The sequence below is a fragment of the Bradyrhizobium sp. CCGB12 genome (assembly GCF_024199845.1).
Taxonomy (GTDB): domain Bacteria; phylum Pseudomonadota; class Alphaproteobacteria; order Rhizobiales; family Xanthobacteraceae; genus Bradyrhizobium.
The window spans coordinates 288,968-307,683 of sequence record NZ_JANADO010000002.1 but is presented as its reverse complement, the minus strand read 5'-3'; the positions used below and the strand labels follow the sequence as shown (position 1 = coordinate 307,683).

Below are 18,716 nucleotides of genomic sequence, written 5' to 3'. Positions count from 1 at the left end.
AGCGTACCAATGTGATCGGAAGCTGAAGCGTCCCCCGAACCGCAGTGACAGGCGCAATCGTGCGTAGCGCGTCGAGCACGTGCTCGGCACCGATATCGCCGGCATGAATGACACCGTTTAAGCAACGCTCCACGTCCGGCCGTAGGAGCCCATGCGTATCCGAGATCACCCCAATTCTGTTTCACAGCTTCTCTCCTGACGTCCGCCGATGCGTTCCTGAGATTAGGAACCACGGCAGCATGCTCGTATTGCCCGAATATCTGGCGGGAGCGCACAAATGGGCAATAGCGGCGCTGGCAGGCTTTTGGGAAACGTCTCCGCCACATTGCTGTGGCCTTTTGTTCATCGGTGCTTGCTTGTCCCGAACACCGAAGCGGCGCAATGCCGCGAGAATCCACAAAAGCTAATGGCAAGCTGATCGAACGAGGAGGATGATATATGTTCGAAGACCTTCGCGCGATCGCCCAGCCCGGAGCGATGATTGCCGTATTTCTTGTCTTGCTCCTGATGGCCGTGGCTGACGGGGCAATCTTCATCGCAGCCAGGGGATGGCCCTTCTGACTCGTGGGACCGGCCGCGCAATAGGAACCTTCAAAGGTTTGACCCGTTCGGCCTCCCACACGGGAGCACGGCGATCATCGATGCCTGTCCGGATGCGAACGGCTCTGGTGCCATCTGCGATGTTGCCGCTGGCCGCTTGTGCGGGCCGGCAGTCTGCGCTCGACCCGCAGGGACTCCAGTCGGACGAGATTCTTCGAACCTTCTTCATCTTTCTGGTGATTGCCGCCGTTGTCTGGGTCGCGGTGGTGATCGTTCTGATCATAGGGATGTTACGCCGCAAGCGTGCTGGGGATCAGCCGCTCGGGTTGCACATCCCCTTCGAGCGAGCCACAGGACGCGTGGTGCTCGGGCTGGGGCTGGCGACTCTCGTGATCGTGCTCGGACTTTCCATCGTCAGCTATGCCGGACAGCGCACCGTGTTCGCCAAGGACGAGCATGCCCTCACGCTGAAGGTCATCGGCCATCAATGGTGGTGGGAAGTCCGCTACGAGGACGATAGCCCCGATCGGAGCTTCGTGACCGCCAACGAAATCCGGATTCCTGCCGGCCAGCCGGTCAAAGTCGAGCTGGAATCCGCCGACGTGATTCACAGCTTCTGGGTGCCGAGCCTGACAGGCAAGATGGACCTCATCACCGGGCAGAAGAACGAACTTCAATTCACGGCGAGGAACGCCGGGGTTTATCGCGGCCAGTGCGCCGAATTCTGCGGTCTTCAGCATGCGCACATGGCCTTTGCCGTGCTCGCCTTGCCGCCGGATGAGTTCGGCCGCTGGCGCGACCACGAGAACCAGAACGCGAACATTCCGACTGACCAGCTCGGCAAGCAGGGCGAGCAACTGTTCCGCGCAAGAGGATGTGCGCTGTGCCACAATATTCGTGGCACGCTCGCCGGCGGGCAGCTGGGCCCCGACCTGACCCATGTCGGAAGCCGGACCACGATTGCCGCCGGCACGCTGCCGCTGACGCCGGCCACGCTCGGCGCCTGGATCGCCGATCCCCAGCACATCAAGCCCGGCAATTACATGCCGAAGATGCCGCTGCAATCGGGTGAGCTCATCGCGATCCTTCATTATCTGGAGCAGCTCAAGTGAGCGTCACCGCTGACAAGCGCGAGTTGCGCGACGATGCACTGAATGGCCTGCAGCTTTCGACCCGGCTCGAGAGCCTCTGGCGAACGCCATCCGGGTTTCTCGGCGCTCTGATGTCGGTCGACCACAAGGTGGTGGGACGGCGCTACATTGTCACCGCCTTCGTCTTCCTGCTGCTGGGCGGCGTCCTTGCGATCCTGATGCGGGTTCAGCTCGCCGGCCCCGAACAGACGTTCCTCTCGCCCGACAAGTACAACCAGATCTTCACGATGCACGGCTCGACGATGATGTTCCTGTTCGCCGTGCCGGTCATGGAGGCATTCGCCGTCTACCTGGTACCACTGATGGTCGGAACGCGAAATATCGCCTTTCCGCGCCTGAATGCGTTCAGCTATTGGATCTTTCTGTTCGGTGGCTGCTTCCTCTGGATTTCCTTCATGCTCAATGTCGGGCCCGATGTCGGCTGGTTTGCCTACGTCCCGCTGTCGTCGTTGCAGTACACGCCGACGAAGCGCCCAGACGTCTGGGCGCAGATGATCACCTTTACGGAAGTCGCTGCGCTCGCGGTCGCCGTGGAGATCGTCGTGACCGTGTTCAAGCTGCGCGCGCCCGGCATGACGCTTGACCGCATTCCCCTCTTCGTCTGGGCTATGCTGGTGACTGCCTTCCTGGTGATGTTCGCGATGCCGTCGATTATGGTCGCATCGACGTCGCTGATCCTGGACCGTCTCGTTAACACGCGCTTCTACGACTCTTCCTCGGGCGGCCATCCCCTGCTCTGGCAGCATCTGTTCTGGTTCTTCGGACATCCCGAGGTCTACATCATCTTCATCCCCGGCACGGGCATGGTCTCGGCGATCCTCGCTACATTCGCGCGCCGACCGGTGGTCGGCTACCCCGTCGTCATTCTCTCGCTGATCGCGACGGGCTTTTTGTCTTTCGGCCTATGGGTCCACCACATGTTCGTGACCGGTCTGCCGCAACTCGGCGCCGGCCTATTCACGGCGTCCAGTATGCTGATCGCCGTGCCCAGCGGGCTGCAGATTTTCTGCTGGCTGGCGACGCTCTGGGATGGCCGCCCTGTCTACCGCACGCCGCTCCTGTTCGTGATCGGCTTCATCGTCATCTTCGTGCTTGGCGGATTGTCCGGCGTGATGGTCGCGTCGGTCCCGATCGACACCCAGGTCCACGACACCTATTTCGTCGTCGCCCACTTCCACTACGTTCTGATCGGCGGCGCCGTATTCCCGCTCATCGGCGCGGTTTACTATTGGTTTCCCAAGATCACCGGCCGGATGCTGAGCGAGACGCTCGGTCGCTGGAACTTTTGGCTCGCCTTTGTCGGCTTCAATGTCGCGTTCTTCCCGATGCACATTCTCGGTCTGATCGGGATGCCGCGGCGCGTCTACACCTACACCGCCGAGATGGATTGGGCTCACCTGAACCTTCTGTCCAGCGGTGGCGCGGCGATTTTCGCGATAAGCTTCGCGCTCCTGCTTGCCAATGCGATTCTCAGCCTGCGAAGCGGCGCTCTCGCGGGCAACAATCCCTGGGATGCCTCGACGCTGGAATGGGCAACCACGTCGCCGCCCGCGCCGCAGAACTTCGATCGCATTCCAGTCGTCAAGCACCGTGATCCATTGTGGGCCGATAACGAGAGCCTGCCCGTCGTCGTAGGCCTCAGCCTGGAGCGACGCGAAGTCCTTTTGACCACGCTGGCGGAAGCTGATCCACAAGTCCGCGAAGCGTCTCCTGAACCCAGCATCTGGCCGCTGCTCACGGCGATCGCCACCACCGTGTTCTTCATTGGCTCGATCTTCACGCCCTGGGCTGTGCTCTGGGGCACGCCACCGATGGCAGTTGCCTTGATCGGCTGGTTCTGGCCCGGCGGCAGCAAGGAGAACGAGGAGTGAGACAGACCATCGTCCGCAACGTCGCCGACTTGCCGACCTACGGATACGGCCCGCGGAGCGGTCCGTGGTGGGGAGCGATGGGCTTCATTGCGCTTGAAGGCATGGGCTTCGCCATCGCGATCGGTGCCTATCTGTATCTCTATGCCGTCAACCCGAACTGGCCGATCGGAGCTGCGCCGCCCGATCTCTGGCCTGGGACCGCCGAGACCGTGATCTACCTTCTGAGCATCATCCCGAACGAGGTCACGAATCGCGCCGCACACCGGCAGGATCTTGCAAAGGTGCGAGTCGGCCTCATCGTGATGGCGCTGATCGGAATCGCCCTGCTCGTCTTGCGCGGTTTCGAGTTTGCCCATCTCAACACGCGCTGGGACAATTCCGCCTACGGATCGATTGTTTGGCTCATTCTGGGCCTGCACACGACCCATCTTGCCACCGATCTCGGCGACACGGTGGTGCTGACAGTGCTGATGTTCACACGCCATGCCAAGCCGCGCCGGTTCAGCGACGTCACCGACAACGTGTTCTACTGGAATTTCGTCGTGCTGGCCTGGCTACCGCTCTATGTCCTGCTCGACTGGGTACCGCGCCTGTGATTGCGACCGAGGGACAAACGAGACTGCTTTATTGGGCGGGCATCGCGCTCGGACCGATCGCGTGGGGCATTAACCTGCAAGGGGTCTATGCGATCGACCATTTCTCATGCGAGACGACAAGGCTGAGCGGCACGATTATGAGCGCCGTTTTGATCGTCGTCGCACTCGTGGGCACGGCAATATCGGCGCACGCGGTCCGTCGCGGCGCGGGGGCGGAATGGGCCGATGCGCAAGGGGGTGGCCCGCGGACCTTCATGGCATGGCTCGGCGTCGGCTCCGGCGTGCTGTTCGCGCTAGCGATCGCGAACCAGCTTGCGGCGTCGCTGATGATCAGCCCATGCCTGCGCTGAGCATAGCGATAATGGTGCTTGGCCTGCTTGCAGGGCCGGTGATGGCACATGGCATCTCGGACGTCGATCCCGGATCGCTCTGGAGCTTCGATCCCTGGCTTTTGGCGCCGCTTTATATCGTCGGAATCGGCTTCTACATCGGCACGCAGCGGCTCTGGCACCACGCCGGCGGCGGTCGGGGCGTCAGCTTCCACCAAGTCGGCGCGTTCTGGACAGGATGGCTGGTCGTCGCGCTTGCCCTCACCTCGCCGCTTCATTGGCTCGGCGAGCGCCTCTTCACCGCGCACATGATCGAGCACGGGCTGCTCATGGTTGTCGGGGCCCCGCTGATGGCCTTCGCCCGGATTAACGGGCCGTTGATGTGGAGCCTGCCCTCCTCGTTGCGTCCGGCTGCGGGCGGATGTCTCAATCTGCCTATCCTGGCGCGGCCATGGGCGCTCGTCAGCCATCCTCTCAGTGCAACGGCCCTGCACGGCCTGGCGCTCTGGGCCTGGCATGCGCCGCCTCTCTATATATGGGCGCTCCAGGACACCGCCATGCATCGCCTCCAGCATGTCAGCTTCTTTGCCACCGCGTTGTTGTTCTGGTGGGTGCTCCTGCATGGCCGCGGCGTAGGGCGCAGCGTGCGGCTTCGCGACGGCATCGCGATTGCGTGCCTGTTCGTCACTGGCCTTCATTCCGGTGTACTGGGGGCGCTGCTGACCTTGTCAACTCGCATATGGATCCCGGGTCAGGGCGCTCTCGCCGGCGAGTTCGATCTTTCGCCGCTCGAGGATCAACAGCTCGCCGGGATCCTGATGTGGGTGCCGATGGGCATGCTCTACACCGGTGCGGCGTTGTTCTTCGCTTATCGGTGGCTGACGGCGTTCGATGCGCACGCCCACCTCCCGGCGGTTCGGCACGCCAATTGACGAATCTACCCGCTCGCGAGGAACATAGGAACCGCCGGTTTGATGCAACGTTCGCCTGCTGAGTTCGACAATTTCGGTGGAGGCCATATGAGCAAACGAACCGCCATCGCGGCTGGCATCCTCGCGGCGGCTTTTGCGCCGCAAGGCGGGATCGCACAAGATCAACCGCGCGCGGGAATGTCGTGTCCGGTCGACCATGATCAACTCGCCGACATCCTCAAGAAAAGCGTCAAGCCCGGCGGTGGACCCAGCAACGGCGGACTGGACAACAACGAGTGGGCAGCGGTCGTGAATCGGCAGGGCGTCGTCTGCGCGGTTGCTTACAGCGGCAGCAAGGTCGATGACCAATGGCTCGGCAGCCGCGCGATCGCGGCCGAGAAGGCCAACACGGCAAATGCCTTCAGCCTGAAGAACAAGGCGATGGCGACGGCCAATCTTTACGCGGGCGCCCAGCCGGGTGGATTTCTGTTCGGGGCCGCACTGAGCAATCCCCCGTCCCCGGAAATCCTTTATGCGGGCACGCCGGATGAATTCGGAACTGCACATGATCCGATGGTCGGCAAGCCCGTCGGCGGCGTGATCGTATTCGGCGGCGGGCTGGCGCTCTATGACGGCAACGGCATCGCCGGTGCGCTCGGCGTCAGTGGCGACAGCTCCTGCGCGGATCACAACGTTGCCTGGCGCGTGCGCCACTTTCTCGGCCTCGATCACGTTCCCGCCGGCGTCAGCCCCAACATGAAGGACGCCATCATCTACGACATCGGGCCGGATGGCAAAAGTCCGTCAGGATTTGGCCATCCCAAATGCGACGGCAAGGAGGACCAGATTGCCGTCGATCTAGGTGCCGGCGTCTCGGGGAACGTCGTGAGATAGCGACCTGAGGCTCGGCAGAGCTTTGGAACCAAGCCAGAGCGCAACGCTTGTACGTTCGCAAACGGGCCTGCAACGCGGCGCGGCCTCACCAAATGCCGTGGAGATCTTCACTTATGTTAAGGCTCGGCCTCAAGCGGTTGCTGTGGGGAACGATGAGCGTGCTCTGCGGCAGCTGGGCATTGTTCTCGCCCGGTTTTGCGCAAACTGATCTCGCCAGCCGCATGAAAGATCCCAGCCAGTGGCCGATGGCTGCACGCGACTACGCCAACACGCGTTACAGCGATCTCGACCAGATCAACGCAAGCAACGCCTCGCGCCTCCAACTCGCCTGGACGTTTTCGGTTGGAGCCGATCGTGGTCAGGAGGCAGCTCCTCTCGTTGTCGACGGGACCATGTATGTGGTCGGTCCCTATGCCGGCCCCTATCCCAACCGTGTATTCGCGCTGGACGCCACCACCGGCGAATTGAAATGGTCGTATGCGCCGAAGCCAGAGCCCGCGGCTGCCGGCGTTGCCTGCTGCGACGTCGTCAATCGTGGGCTCGCCTTCGACAACGGCAAGGTGTTCCTCAACACGCTCGACAATCACTCGGTCGCACTCGACGCCAAGACGGGCAAGGAGCTCTGGCATACGAAGCTCGGCGAGATCAATAAGGGCGAGACCATCACGATGGCGCCGGTGGTCGTAAAGGGCAAGGTTCTCATCGGCAACAGCGGCGGCGAGATGGGCGTACGCGGCTGGGTCACCGCGCTCGATGAGAACACCGGTGCCATCGCTTGGCGCGCCTATGCTACCGGCCCCGACAAGGACGTGCTGATCGGAGACGACTTCAAGCCCTTTTACGACAACCTCAAGGGCACGGATCTCGGCGTCAAGAGCTGGCCTGCCGGCCGTTGGCAGGTCGGCGGCGGCACCATGTGGGGATGGATCTCCTACGATGCCGAGCTCAATCTAATTTATTACGGTACCGCAAATCCCAGTCCGTGGAATGCCAACCAGCGCAGCGGCGACAATCTTTGGAGCACTACCATCTTCGCCCGCAATCCCGACAATGGGCATGCGAAATGGGCCTATCAGGTCAACCCGCACGATCTGTTCGACCATGACGAGGTCAACGAGAACGTGCTGGTCGACCTCGAGCTGAATGGCCAGCCGCGCAAGGTGCTGATCCACCCCGGCCGCAACGGCTACATGTACGTCATGGACCGCGCCACCGGCGAAGTGATCTCGGCGGACGCCTATGAGTTCGTGAATGCCTATAAGGGTGTCGACCTCAAGACCGGCAAGATCATCCCCAATGAGGAAAAGACGCCCGTGGTCGGCAAGACCGTTGAGAACATCTGCCCCACCGCACCCGGAGCCAAGGATTGGCAGCCCTCCGCCTGGTCACCGCGAACCAAGCTTCTCTATGTGCCGCATCAGCATCTCTGCATGAACTTCAAGGCTTCGCAGGTAGGCTACATCGCCGGCACACCCTATGTCGGTGCCGATGTCGATATGTATGCCGGTCCAGGCGGATACCGCGGCGAGTTCATGGCGTGGGATCCGGTCGCGCGCAAGAAGGTGTGGGAGATCCACGAAAAACTTCCGGTCTGGAGCGGCGCGCTGGTGACCGCGGGGGACGTCGCGTTCTACGGGACGATGGATCGTCTGTTCAAGGCGGTGGACGCCAAGACCGGCAACGTCCTCTGGCAGTTTCGCGCGGGCTCCGGATTCATCGGTCAACCAATCTCCTACCGGGGCTCGGATGGGCAACAATACATCGCAATCCTCTCGGGCGTCGGTGGCTGGCCCGGCGCAGTAGCGAATGCGGAGGTCGATCAACGCGTGCGCAATGGCGCGCTCGGCTTCACTGGTGCAATGCAGGATCTGCCATTCTACACCGCCGGCGGCAGCGAACTCCTGGTGTTCAAGCTCGGCAGCACCATTGGTCAGGACAACAACCATGCGCCTCCGCAGTGACTGTGCCGCGCTCGCGCTTGCTTGCCTGATCGGGATCGCGTCCGCGGCCTCGGCCGCGCCAAATGGCGAGCTTCATGTCTGCGCCGATCCAAACAATCTGCCATTTTCCAACGGCGCCGAAGCCGGCTTCGAGAACAAGCTCGCGGCGATGGTGGCTGAGGCTCTCGGACGCCGGCTATCCTATACTTGGTGGGCGCAGCGTCGAGGCTTCATCCGCAATACGCTGAAGGCTGAAAAGTGCGATGTCGTGATGGGCGTGCCGACCGGCTTTGATCTCGTGGAGGCCACGAAGCCCTACTATCGCTCGACATACGTTTTCGTGAGCCGTCAGCACGATCATCTCAATCTCTCCACCCTGCTCGACCCTCGCCTACGTCGTCTGGTGGTTGGCGTGCACCTCGTCGGCGATGACGGCAACAATCCACCGCCGGCGCAGGCCCTCGGCCAGCTCGGCATCGTCGATAATGTCCGCGGCTACTCGATCTACGGCGACTATCGCCAAGCCGATCCGCCGGCGCGCCTGATCGAGGCTGTCGAGAGCGGCGAGATCGACCTCGCCGCAGCTTGGGGTCCGCTCGCCGGATACTTCGCCAAGCAATCGAAGGTGCCGCTGACGGTAACGCCGATCCAGGACGGCGAACGCTTCGCACCTCAGCAATTCCAATTCGCCATTTCGATGGGCGTCCGCAAAGGCGACCACGCTTTCAAAGACCAGCTGAACGCGTTCATCGACGAGCATCGATCCGACATTGCCGCGCTGCTGCGAGGATACGGCGTGCCCCTCATCGACCCGCCGGTCACCGCTTCCGGAGGGCATCAATGAAATCTGCCAACGCTCGATCCGCGAGTGCCTTGTCTCTGCTGCTTGTGGTCCTCCCGAATGGCCCAGCTTTGGCCGAGCAAAGCCTGCCGCAATCGCAGGAAGCGCAGATGCCGACAGTGACGCCGCGTCCGAATTTTGGTGGAAGCGTCGGCAATGGTCGCCCGGGCGTCTTCATGCAGGTTCCCGTGACCACTCTTTTCCCGGGCGCGCAGCCCGATCCTCCGCAAATCAAGAACCCTGTGCAAGGCGATCCCAACGCCGAGCAGCGCGGGATGACCTATTATGTCAGCTTCAACTGCATCGGCTGCCACGCGCCAAACGGCGGCGGTGGCATGGGACCGGCGCTCAGCAACAACCTATTCACTTACGGCTCGCAACCCGAGAACATTTATCTGTCGATCTACCAGGGGAGGCCAAACGGGATGCCGGCATGGGGCAGCGTGCTGCCCGACAGCGTGATCTGGGATCTCGTCACCTATATCGGCAAGATCAGCAACGAGCCGAGCCGGCAATGGGGCCGCACATTCTCGGCAAATCCGCTGTCCCCCGAAGTGGAGCAAGTCCCGAGTGAGCAGGTCTCGACCACCGATCCGTGGTCCGCCACCAAGACCTTTAACTTCGGCAAAAAGCCTTGATCGGGAAGCGGAGCGACCGATGGTGAGTCGAACGACACGATTGCTCATCGTCCCGCTGCTGGGCGTGACGGCTGCGGCCTGCGAGCCAGGCAAGGCAGCCGGCCCGGACAATTTCACGGGCGATGCGCGCCGCGGCGCCGACCTCGTCAAGCAATACCAGTGCGGCAGCTGCCACGACATCCCCGGCATCGCCGGTGCCGACGGCAACGTCGGCCCGCCCCTCCACCGGATCGGCACGCGGACCTACATCGCCGGCTACATCCATAATTCGCCGGACAACATGGCCGCCTGGATCGAAGATCCGCAGCGGGCGTTGCCGGGCAACGCCATGCCGAAAATGGGCATCCCGCAGAAGGACGCGCGCGACATCGCGGCGTTTCTCTATACGCTGAAGTAGATCCTATGACCCCCATCCATCGCTCCCAAGACTGTTCCGGGACGCGCCGTTGCTGGCCGCGACTGTCGTCGTCGTCACCATCATGGGATTGGTCCTCGCCCTCGGTGGCACCTGGCTCGCGGCGCTTGGCGGCTCCGTCTATTATGTCATCGCCGGGCTCATGCTTCTCGTCACGAGCTGGCTGCTTGGACGCCGGCGTGCCGAAGCGCTCTGTTTCTATGCGGCGTTGCTTCTCGACACGATGGCATGGGCGATCTGGGAAGCTGGATTCGACTTCTGGTCGCTGGCGCCGCGAGGCGATGTGCTGGCACCACTTGGCGTCTGGCTGCTGTTGCCCTTCATTGCGCGTCGCCTTGCGCCGCTTACGGCGACCGCGCGATGGGCGCTCGGCCTCGTCCCGATCGTCGCGGCCGGCGTGCTCGGCATTTCCCTGGCGCGCGACCGACACGATCTTACCGGCAGGATCCCAGAGAACGAAACGACAGGCGCCGTCGCCTCCTCTGAAGCAGCCCCGCCCACCGCCGGCGAAAACTGGAAAGCCTATGGCGTGAGCGGCTTCGGCACCCGTTATTCCTCACTCAGCCAGATCACCAAGGCCAATGTGAAGGATCTCGAGCTGGCCTGGGAATTCCGCACCGGCGACCACAAGGGGCCTTATGATCCCGGCGAGATTACCAACCAGGCGACGCCGCTCAAGATCGGCGATCTGCTCTACACTTGCTCGCCGCACCAGATCGTGTTCGCACTCAATGCCGCGACCGGCTGGAAGTTCGATCCGCAGATCCAGCACAACAGAGCCTTCCAGCACATGACCTGCCGCCGGCGTGTCCTATCACGCGACGAAGCCCGGCGCGGTCACGGCCGACCGCACGCCGGCCCCCAGCGATTATCCGGAGCGCATTTTCTTGCCGACTAATGATGGACGAATGTTCGCGCTGGATGCGAGGAGCGGCACGCCCTGCGTCAGCTTCGGCGATCATGGCCAGATCGACCTCAAGGAAGGCAGCCAGATCCAGACGCTCGGCTTCTACGAGGGCACTTCGCCGCCCGTGGTCACCGACAAGGTGCTGATCGTCGGCGGCGCCGTCATCGACAATTATTCTGCCGGGTCCCATCGGGAGTCATCCGCGGCTTCGACATTTATCCGGGGCGGCTGATCTGGGCCTTTGACGCGGGCAATCCCGATCCGAACGAGATGCCCTCGACCTCGCATCACTTCACGGCCGGCTCGCCCAATTCGTGGAGCATCTCGGCACTCGACGAGACTCTCGGGCTTGTCTACGTTCCGCTCGGCTCGAGCTCTCCGGATATTTGGGGCGGCGGCCGCTCACCGGACAAGGAGCGTTATGATTCGGCGCTGATTGCGCTGGATATAACGACCGGCAAGCTGCGCTGGTCATTCCAGAACGTGCACCACGATCTCTGGGACATGGACATGCCCTCGCAGCTGAGCCTCGTTGATCTGCGCTCGAGCAACGGCATGACGCCGGCGATCTACATCCCGGCAAAGACCGGTGACGTCTTCGTGCTCGATCGACGCGATGGGCATCAGTTGGTGCCCATGCCGGAAAAGCCGGTGCCGCAGGGTCCCGCGGCCGGCGAGAGGCTGTCGCCGACGCAGCCCTTCTCGGAATTGAGCTTCCGCCCGCCCGGCATGCTTACGGACGCGCAGATGTGGGGCAGCACGATGTTCGACCAGCTCGCCTGCCGCATCAAATTCAAGCGCCTGCGTTACGAAGGACCGTTCACGCCGCCATCCGAGCAAGGAACGCTGGTTTTGCCTGGCGATTTCGGCATGTTCGAGTGGGGCGGCATCGCGGTCGATCCGCAGCGGCAGATCGCGATCGCGAACCCGCAATCCATCCCCTTCGTGTCCCGCCTCGTGCCGCGCGGACAGGACAATCCCGCGGCGCAGAACGCAGCGCATCCTCCCGGCACCGAACTCGGTGTGCAATCCATGTACGGCGCTCCCTATGGTGTCGATCTCGGCATCTTCCTGTCACCGCTCGGCATTCCCTGCCTTGCCCTGCCTTGCCCCGCCTTGGGGAAATATCGCAGCCGTCGACCTCAGCACCCACACGGTGGTGTGGCAACATCGCATTGGCACGATCCGCGATCAGGCTCCGCTCCCGCTGCCGTTCAAGCTCGGCGTTCCCATGTTGGGGGGATCGATCGTGACCGCCGGCGGTATCATATTCAAAGGGTTCGACGTCAGTAACGGCAGACAGCTCTGGCAGGACCGTCTCCCGGCTGGCGGTCAATCAACGCCGATGACATATGAGGCCGGCGGCAAACAATATGTCGTGACGGTCGACGGCGGCCACGGCTCTTTTGGCACCAAACTCGGCGACTATGTGCGAGCCTACGCGCTGTCATGATGCCGGCGATGCTGCGAGGGCGCCTGCCTACGGTCGGCGACGCCTCGCTCTGATCCGCGGCCGGCGCGGAGCGGCGACAGCCGAGGCGACGAAAGCCACCAACGCAGCGGCTCCCAGCAGAGCAAATCCCTTGCTTATGACGCCGGCCGGCGGAAGCTGCTTCCGGGCCAACCAACCGCCATCCACCGACTTCCCCGGTGAGGACGCTTCGATGACACTCCCCTCGCTGATCGGTGCCCGTCGCGCGCGCGACAGCAGGAAACGGAATGCCCATCCCAGGACCTCCTCGGTCAATTTGGGGGCGACCGCGTAGGCGAACTGACCAGCGCGTGCAGGCCACCCGACGGCCACTTCATCGCGAGGCGCGCGAACCAGGCTGAGAAAGGTCTGGGCCACATCTTCGGACTGGTAGAGCAGCGGGCCCGGATCAAGCCTCTTCCCGGACACATTGGCACCGTGCACGAAGCCCGGCGTATCCACTATCGCCGGGAAAACTCCGCAGATGCGGATGTCGGGGTATGCACCGAGCTCCTGGCGGAGGCTGGCCGTGAACCCGCGCAGGCCGAACTTGCTTGCCGTATAGGCAGCAGCGAACGGTGTCGGCGCCCAGCCGCCGAGCGAGATGTTGTTGATCAGGATACCCCGCTTCTGACGAAGAAAGATTGGTAGCACCGCGAAAGCCCCGTGCATTGTTCCCAGCAGGTTGACCTCGACCGTCCGGCGATGAAGCGCGAGGTCGGCGTCCTGGAAGGCGCCGAACACACCCGTGCCGGCATTGTTGATCCAGACATCAATGCCGCCGAACGCATCTTCCGCCTCCCTGGCCAGTCGCTGCACCGCCTCAGCATCGGTGACATCGGTCGGGACCGCCAGGGCTCGGCCTCCTAGCGCATCACACTCCGCCGCAAGGCTGGTCAGGATCTCGCCGCGCCGCGCGGCGAGAGCTACGCTCGCGCCTTCTCGAGCAAACGCTAGCGCTGCGGCGCGACCGATTCCGCTCGATGCTCCCGTTATGACGACGCGTGTGCCTCCCAACGACCGCGACGTCGCTTGCGAAGCGCCGGCGGGGAGAAGCCATCGCAGCGAGCGGCGGAGCCGCTCGGTTCCTCCAGATACAAACCAGTCGCCATGCGCGAAAATGACCCGCTCAGGCGCCAAGCTCGCCAGCCGCTCCGCCGCCGCTTGCACCGAACGGCCGCCAAGGCGCAACAGGAGACGAAGATAAACTGGCGCCTTGCCGTCCGGCCTGGCGTTGCCAAGCAGGCTTGCCGCGGCCTGATCTGACAGGGGGAGATGATTTGGATCAAGATTTTGCACGAGATCCGTCAGGATCAATGTGCGGCTTCGCTTGTCGAATATCGCCACCTCCGAGAACAGTGGCGCGTTGACGGAGACGGTCTCGAGCTCGGCAGCCCATTCGCCTGGTGTGATGTCGCCCAGTTCGCGGTCGATGCGAAGGCCGGCCTCCCGCACCTGCTTTCGCGCCGACAGTCCCCGCGCCGCGAAGGTCGACGCTTGCGGAAATTGTCTCTGCCATGCAAGCAGAAATATCCAATGCGCGACATTGGGCGCGAGCAGATATTTGATCGGGCCCAACCGTTCGAGTTGATCGCGCAGAGCCGGCGAATACCTCACCGGCGAGTGCAGCACGAGATCCCCGTTCGACAACCGAATGACCGTCATACGAACGGGCAGACGCAGGCCGGCCGCGCTGATCGGCGCGTCGTCCACGATCCAGATGTCGTCGGTCACCCTGCTCAGGCTGGCGGCCGACAGCGCGGTATCAGAACTGTTCATGAGCGCCTTTCGGTGAGCACCCTGGTGCAAATCCCAGGAATGACGCTCGTTCCTGCGATAATGTTCGACGCCAGACCTCGAGGTTTCAGGACGCGCGGACCCGAGGCCGCTTGCGCGGCATCGCGCAGCCATCGTCGTAGTGCAATTCGTTGCCGCCCCTTCCCGCCTGGGATCAAAGCGCCGGCCTCTCGGCCGGCCTCAATCTGGTGCTTCCTCAATTCCTGGCAGAGGATCAGCGGAACATCCCTCCATGGCGTCCAGCACAACTCGCCCGTTCTCGCGGATCCGCCAGCTTCCGCTCAACCGCTCGATGAGCGCCTGCGAGAAGATATCGAGGTCGGACACGCGCACCGAGCCGCTTTGTGCGATCTGTCCAATCACGTCCGCTGGTCGCCAGGATCCCCATATCACGCTTGAGGTCTTTCATTGTGGCGAACCCATCCGGATAGCTCACCGAGAACCGTGACCTGGCCCCGTCCTCGCAGAACTATCAACGGCCGGTTTAGCGATCAAAATTCTGCTGCCTCTCCAGGTCGATATGCGAAGACTTATTTCTCAAGGATGACAACCCTGACAGCAACGGCCGCGCTGTAAATCGGACTTCCAGGTGCCGCGACCTACCGATGCCCATAGCAACCATCGTTCCATCTTTGACTTGTCACTTCATGGTTGGCGAGGCGGGCGTGGCGATACCGGTCCGGCCAACCCGTTTGCGAGGGAAAAGATTAAGCAGGAAAATGACCGCGAAGCACTTGGACGAAAAGGCTTGGTGGCGGGCAGCGATCATCTACGAAATAGCGCTGATCTCGTTTCAGGATTCTGACGGCGACGGCACGGGCGACCTCGCCGGCCTTGTTTCGCGCATCGACTATCTGAAATGGCTGGGCGTCGATGCGATCTGGCTCACGCCGATTTACAGGAGTCCTTTTCGCGATCTCGGCTACGACATCTCCGACTATTGCTCCATCGCCCCCGCGTTCGGCAGCCTCGATGGCTTCGACAAGCTCGTCGCCGCCCTCCATGAGGAAGGCATCCGTCTCATTCTCGATCTGGTTCCAAATCACACGGCAGACGACCATGAATGGTTCGTCGAAAGCCGCAGTTCGCACAACAACGCGAAGGCCGATTGGTACATCTGGGCCGACGCTGCCGAGAATGGCGGTCCACCAAATAACTGGCTGAGCCGCTTTGGCGGCAGTGCGTGGGAATGGTACGAGGCGCGCCGGCAATACTATTACCATTCCTTTCTGGTCGAACAGCCCGACCTGAACTGGCGCAATCCACATGTGCGCGCCGCCGTCGCCGACGTGATGTGCTTCTGGCTCAATCGGGGCGTCGATGGCTTTCGGGTCGATGCCAGTGCTGTCCTGATCAAGGACGTGCATCTGCGCGACAATCCGGCGAACCCGGAAGCAAAAGGTAAGCCGCCACCCCAGCGGCAGACGCCGGTGTTCACCGACGACCGGCCGGAGACGATGCAATGCATCGAGTTCATTCGTGGCGTGATCGACACCTATCCGGGGCGCCTGCTCTGCGGAGAAGTCCAGGGCAAGACCGACCGCATAGGTCATTTCTACGGCACGGAGCGTCCGCGCCTTCATTTGCCTCTCAACTTCGCGCTACACGATACGCCATGGGATGCGTTGTCGCTGCAAGCGGCGATAGATGCGTATTTCAACGCCCTGCCCGAAGGCGCCTGGCCGGTGTGGGTGATCGGCGGTCATGACAAACAGCGGATCGCGAGCAAGATCGGCGAGGCGAAGATCCGTGTTCTGGCGATGCTCCTGATGACTCTGAAGGGAACGCCCTTCCTCTACATGGGCGACGAGATCGGCCGCAAGCGGGTCTCGATCCCTGCCGATCGGGTCCGCGACCCCTTCGAAAAGCTCGTTCCCGGTTACGGCCTGTGTCGCGATCCGGAGCGCGCGCCGATGCGGTGGGACAACAGCGCCAATGGCGGCTTCTCCAGCGGCCACCCCTGGCTGCCGCTCGATCCAGAAGGCTCGGCCAATGTGTCGGCGCAGCAGGGCGACGAGCGATCAGTGTTGGCGCTGTTTCGCGCGTTGATGGCATTGCGGCGCGAGCATGTATGTCTTCGCGAGGGGGACTACGAGCCGCTGCGGTCGCAGGACGACGTGCTTGCCTTTAGACGCATCCATGACGGCCAAGTCGTGATGATTGCGCTCAACATCGCTGCCGAACCACGAAGGCGGGCGTGGGAAGGTCTTGGCCACCTCTTGATGTCCACCCATCTGGACCGAAAACCGCAGGCGTTGCTGGACGCGTCGATCCTACTCCGCGGCAACGAAGGCGTGATCATCGCGATGGATCGTCGATGACGATGTCAGGAACCATGCACGCCGCAGAGAGTCTCACTGCTTTGGGCACCCTCCCATGCCGACAGCGTTTCGAATGAAACCGCACCGCGGCGCCCACTTCTTCAGGCCCCCGGGCAGCAGCGATTTGGCAGGTGGCGATAGGCAAAGCGAGAGACCTCAAAGAAGGCATTGTCGCCAAGGCCAAGCAGGCAGTCGGCGAGATCATCGGCGATCAGTCTCTCCACGAGGATGGTAAAGCGCAGGCCACTCCGCTCGTATGGCCGAAGGGAACTTGCATCTCGATTATTCTCCTGAGCCGACGTGAATGTATCAAACCTTAATGCCTAACCCTTGTCACTTGGTCAGAGTGGGTGTGGGCAGCGGGCGATCGGGTGCTCCAAATGCAGACTGGATTTGCGTTCTCCAAGCTAGCCGATCATCTGGCCTGTCTCGGTGACGTAACCGCGGACGACCTCGATCTGCTCGCGCAGATGCCGAGCACCATCACACATGTCAGTTCACGTCAGGCGATCCTGCGCCATGGCGATGATGGTTATCAGTGCTGTCTGCTGCTCCAGGGCTATCTCTCATGGCAAGACGCGGAAGGAACCGATGGACAGATTACGTCGATTTCAATCCCCGGCGACATCTGTGATCTCCAGACACTCTACCAGCCCCACATCAACGGCAATTTGATTGCGCTCGGCCCCGCCGTGGTCGCGCAGGTTCCACATCGCTTTTTTCGCGAACTGTCGGCCCGGTCGCCACGAATGTCGCGGGCATTGCTGCTGATGCTGCTTGCCGATCACGCCATACAGCGCAACTGGACGATAAACCTTGGGAGCCGGGACGCTTTGACACGCGTGGCGCACCTGCTCTGCGAGATCACGACACGCCTGCAGAATGTCGGGCTTGCGAAGGATTTCATATTGTCCTCGCCTTTCACCCAGTCCGACCTCGCCGCAGCCTGCAGCATCTCCCCCGTCCACGCCAATCGCACCATCCAGGAACTGCGCCGCTCCAACCTGCTGCAATGGCACGGCAAGACCTTGGTGATCTCGAACTGGCCTGGATTGGTTCGGCTGGCGCGTTTTGATCCCGCCTATCTTGGCATTCGGGCGCGCGACCGGGACGCGTCGCCAGCGCAACGGGTATCGACCAAAGTCGCAGCCCTGCCGGCCTGACGATTTTCATGCGATCCTTCACCCGGACTTCGTGCGCTCCTCTAAGGCTTCGCGCACCTGTGAGATGACGGCGCTCCAATCGCCGGCCGTCCTTTGGTGAAACAGCCGCAGGCTCGGATACCAAGACGAGCGGCTCCCGGCTGAAGGCCACCGCCAGTCACAATCGGCGTGCAGCAGCACCCAGGCTTCGCATCCGAGTGCGCCCGCGAGGTGTGCGACCATGGTGTCGACGCAAATGACAAGGTCGAGTTGGCGGAGCAGATGACCGAGCTTTGCGATGTCGGACGTGCTGATGTCGCGCGCGCCCACCCGCATGAGGTCTTCCTTTCTCGCATCCCTCTGCAAAGAGTAAAGCGCTATGCCGGGGACAGCGAGAGATCGCAGCAACGCGGGCGGAACAGCCCGCCGCTTGTCCCATTGACCGACTTCCCAGACCAGGCCCACGGCGAAGGCTCCGCGGTCGATCGCCGCCGACAGGGTCTTCTGGGGCAGCGTCAAGTACGGCGCCCGCATCTCGATTTGCCCGCGCCCGGACTTAAGCGCGTGCGGCACCTCCATGATTTCGATATCAACATCAAAGTCGGTTTCGGGTGTCCCCTCATGGAGGGCAAGCGCGCGGTCGACGCCTGCCGTGCGCTCCACCAGCGGCAACAATTCGGTCTGACACCAGACCGTGACGCCGCACGCCAGGCCACGGAGAGGCGGCATGAAACGCAGGAACTGGATGGTGTCGCCGAGTCCGTGATAGCACCGCACGAGCACGCGCTTGCCCGCGAGAGACTCCCCACGCCAGATCCGCTGGAGATGACGTGGACCGATATGCTTGGGCGGATGCGACGATGCCGCGAGATCGCAGTCGTTGATAGCCCAGGCGCGCGCAAAATCGTCCGCGCGCATCGCCTCCACCCAGTCGTTCGCCACCTCCCGCGAT

At 62.6% G+C, this 18,716-nt stretch carries 15 protein-coding genes and 3 pseudogenes; 14 read left to right on the top strand and 4 right to left on the bottom strand.

The genetic code is table 11. The features are described from left to right. Positions 1-25 precede the first annotated feature (25 nt). Positions 26-175 (bottom strand): annotated as a pseudogene (locus tag NLM27_RS42770) (metallophosphoesterase family protein); the annotation flags it as partial. 263 nt (positions 176-438) lie between these two features. On the opposite strand from NLM27_RS42770, the gene NLM27_RS43725 reads away from it, so the two are divergent. The 12 genes and pseudogenes from NLM27_RS43725 to NLM27_RS42715 all read left to right on the top strand — a co-directional run bounded on the left by NLM27_RS43725 (position 439) and on the right by NLM27_RS42715 (position 12,486). Beyond that, the gene (locus NLM27_RS43725; protein WP_256570472.1) at positions 439-561 is read left to right on the top strand and encodes a hypothetical protein; all 123 of its coding nucleotides are present in this window, start codon (positions 439-441) and stop codon (positions 559-561) included. Between the two features lie 92 nt (positions 562-653). Beyond that, on the top strand, positions 654-1,652 hold the full coding sequence (gene coxB / locus NLM27_RS42765) for a cytochrome c oxidase subunit II (protein WP_254149321.1): 999 nt from the start codon (positions 654-656) through the stop codon (positions 1,650-1,652). Next, on the top strand, positions 1,649-3,562 hold the full coding sequence (gene ctaD / locus NLM27_RS42760; protein ID WP_254149320.1) for a cytochrome c oxidase subunit I: 1,914 nt from the start codon (positions 1,649-1,651) through the stop codon (positions 3,560-3,562). The genes coxB and ctaD overlap by 4 nt, the downstream gene beginning before the upstream one ends. Further along, positions 3,559-4,158: a cytochrome c oxidase subunit 3 gene (locus NLM27_RS42755; protein WP_254149319.1), complete on the top strand. Its 600-nt coding sequence runs from the start codon at positions 3,559-3,561 to the stop codon at positions 4,156-4,158. Before ctaD ends, NLM27_RS42755 begins: the two co-directional genes overlap by 4 nt. 137 nt (positions 4,159-4,295) lie before the next feature. Continuing rightward, a complete protein-coding gene (locus tag NLM27_RS42750) occupies positions 4,296-4,508 on the top strand; it encodes a hypothetical protein (RefSeq protein ID WP_254149318.1) in 213 nt (70 codons plus the stop codon). Then, positions 4,496-5,419 carry a cytochrome c oxidase assembly protein gene (locus tag NLM27_RS42745; RefSeq protein WP_254149317.1) on the top strand — a complete coding sequence of 308 codons (924 nt, stop codon included), beginning with the start codon at positions 4,496-4,498 and terminating at the stop codon, positions 5,417-5,419. The genes NLM27_RS42750 and NLM27_RS42745 overlap by 13 nt, the downstream gene beginning before the upstream one ends. Before the next feature lie 87 nt (positions 5,420-5,506). Next, the gene (locus NLM27_RS42740) at positions 5,507-6,292 is read left to right on the top strand and encodes a heme-binding protein (protein WP_254149316.1); all 786 of its coding nucleotides are present in this window, start codon (positions 5,507-5,509) and stop codon (positions 6,290-6,292) included. Positions 6,293-6,405: 113 nt separating this feature from the next. Next, entirely contained in the window at positions 6,406-8,253 is a 1,848-nt protein-coding gene (locus tag NLM27_RS42735) for a PQQ-dependent dehydrogenase, methanol/ethanol family (protein WP_256570471.1), read from the top strand. Beyond that, positions 8,237-9,076: a substrate-binding domain-containing protein gene (locus NLM27_RS42730; RefSeq protein ID WP_254149315.1), complete on the top strand. Its 840-nt coding sequence runs from the start codon at positions 8,237-8,239 to the stop codon at positions 9,074-9,076. The genes NLM27_RS42735 and NLM27_RS42730 overlap by 17 nt, the downstream gene beginning before the upstream one ends. Next, a complete protein-coding gene (locus tag NLM27_RS42725; RefSeq protein ID WP_254149314.1) occupies positions 9,073-9,711 on the top strand; it encodes a cytochrome c in 639 nt (212 codons plus the stop codon). The genes NLM27_RS42730 and NLM27_RS42725 overlap by 4 nt, the downstream gene beginning before the upstream one ends. Before the next feature lie 19 nt (positions 9,712-9,730). Further along, the gene (locus NLM27_RS42720; protein ID WP_254149313.1) at positions 9,731-10,108 is read left to right on the top strand and encodes a cytochrome c family protein; all 378 of its coding nucleotides are present in this window, start codon (positions 9,731-9,733) and stop codon (positions 10,106-10,108) included. 82 nt (positions 10,109-10,190) lie between these two features. After that, positions 10,191-12,486, top strand: a pseudogene (locus NLM27_RS42715) (membrane-bound PQQ-dependent dehydrogenase, glucose/quinate/shikimate family). A gap of 27 nt (positions 12,487-12,513) precedes the next feature. Here the strand turns inward: NLM27_RS42715 and NLM27_RS42710 are convergent. Both NLM27_RS42710 and NLM27_RS42705 read right to left on the bottom strand, forming a co-directional pair. Continuing rightward, positions 12,514-14,283, bottom strand: a complete 1,770-nt coding sequence (locus NLM27_RS42710) for an SDR family oxidoreductase (protein WP_254149312.1) — start codon at positions 14,281-14,283, stop codon at positions 12,514-12,516. A gap of 246 nt (positions 14,284-14,529) precedes the next feature. Beyond that, positions 14,530-14,710: pseudogene (locus NLM27_RS42705) on the bottom strand (hypothetical protein); the annotation flags it as partial. A gap of 310 nt (positions 14,711-15,020) precedes the next feature. Here NLM27_RS42705 and NLM27_RS42700 point away from each other — a divergent pair. Beyond that, positions 15,021-16,622 carry an alpha-amylase family glycosyl hydrolase gene (locus NLM27_RS42700; protein ID WP_254149437.1) on the top strand — a complete coding sequence of 534 codons (1,602 nt, stop codon included), beginning with the start codon at positions 15,021-15,023 and terminating at the stop codon, positions 16,620-16,622. Positions 16,623-16,972: 350 nt separating this feature from the next. Continuing rightward, positions 16,973-17,785, top strand: coding sequence for a Crp/Fnr family transcriptional regulator (locus NLM27_RS42695; protein WP_254149311.1), 813 nt, complete (start codon positions 16,973-16,975; stop codon positions 17,783-17,785). An 18-nt stretch (positions 17,786-17,803) separates the two neighbouring features. Here the strand turns inward: NLM27_RS42695 and NLM27_RS42690 are convergent, their stop codons facing one another. Beyond that, positions 17,804-18,706 (bottom strand): hypothetical protein, encoded by a 903-nt coding sequence (locus NLM27_RS42690; protein ID WP_254149310.1) that lies wholly within the window; start codon positions 18,704-18,706, stop codon positions 17,804-17,806. Positions 18,707-18,716 lie beyond the last annotated feature (10 nt).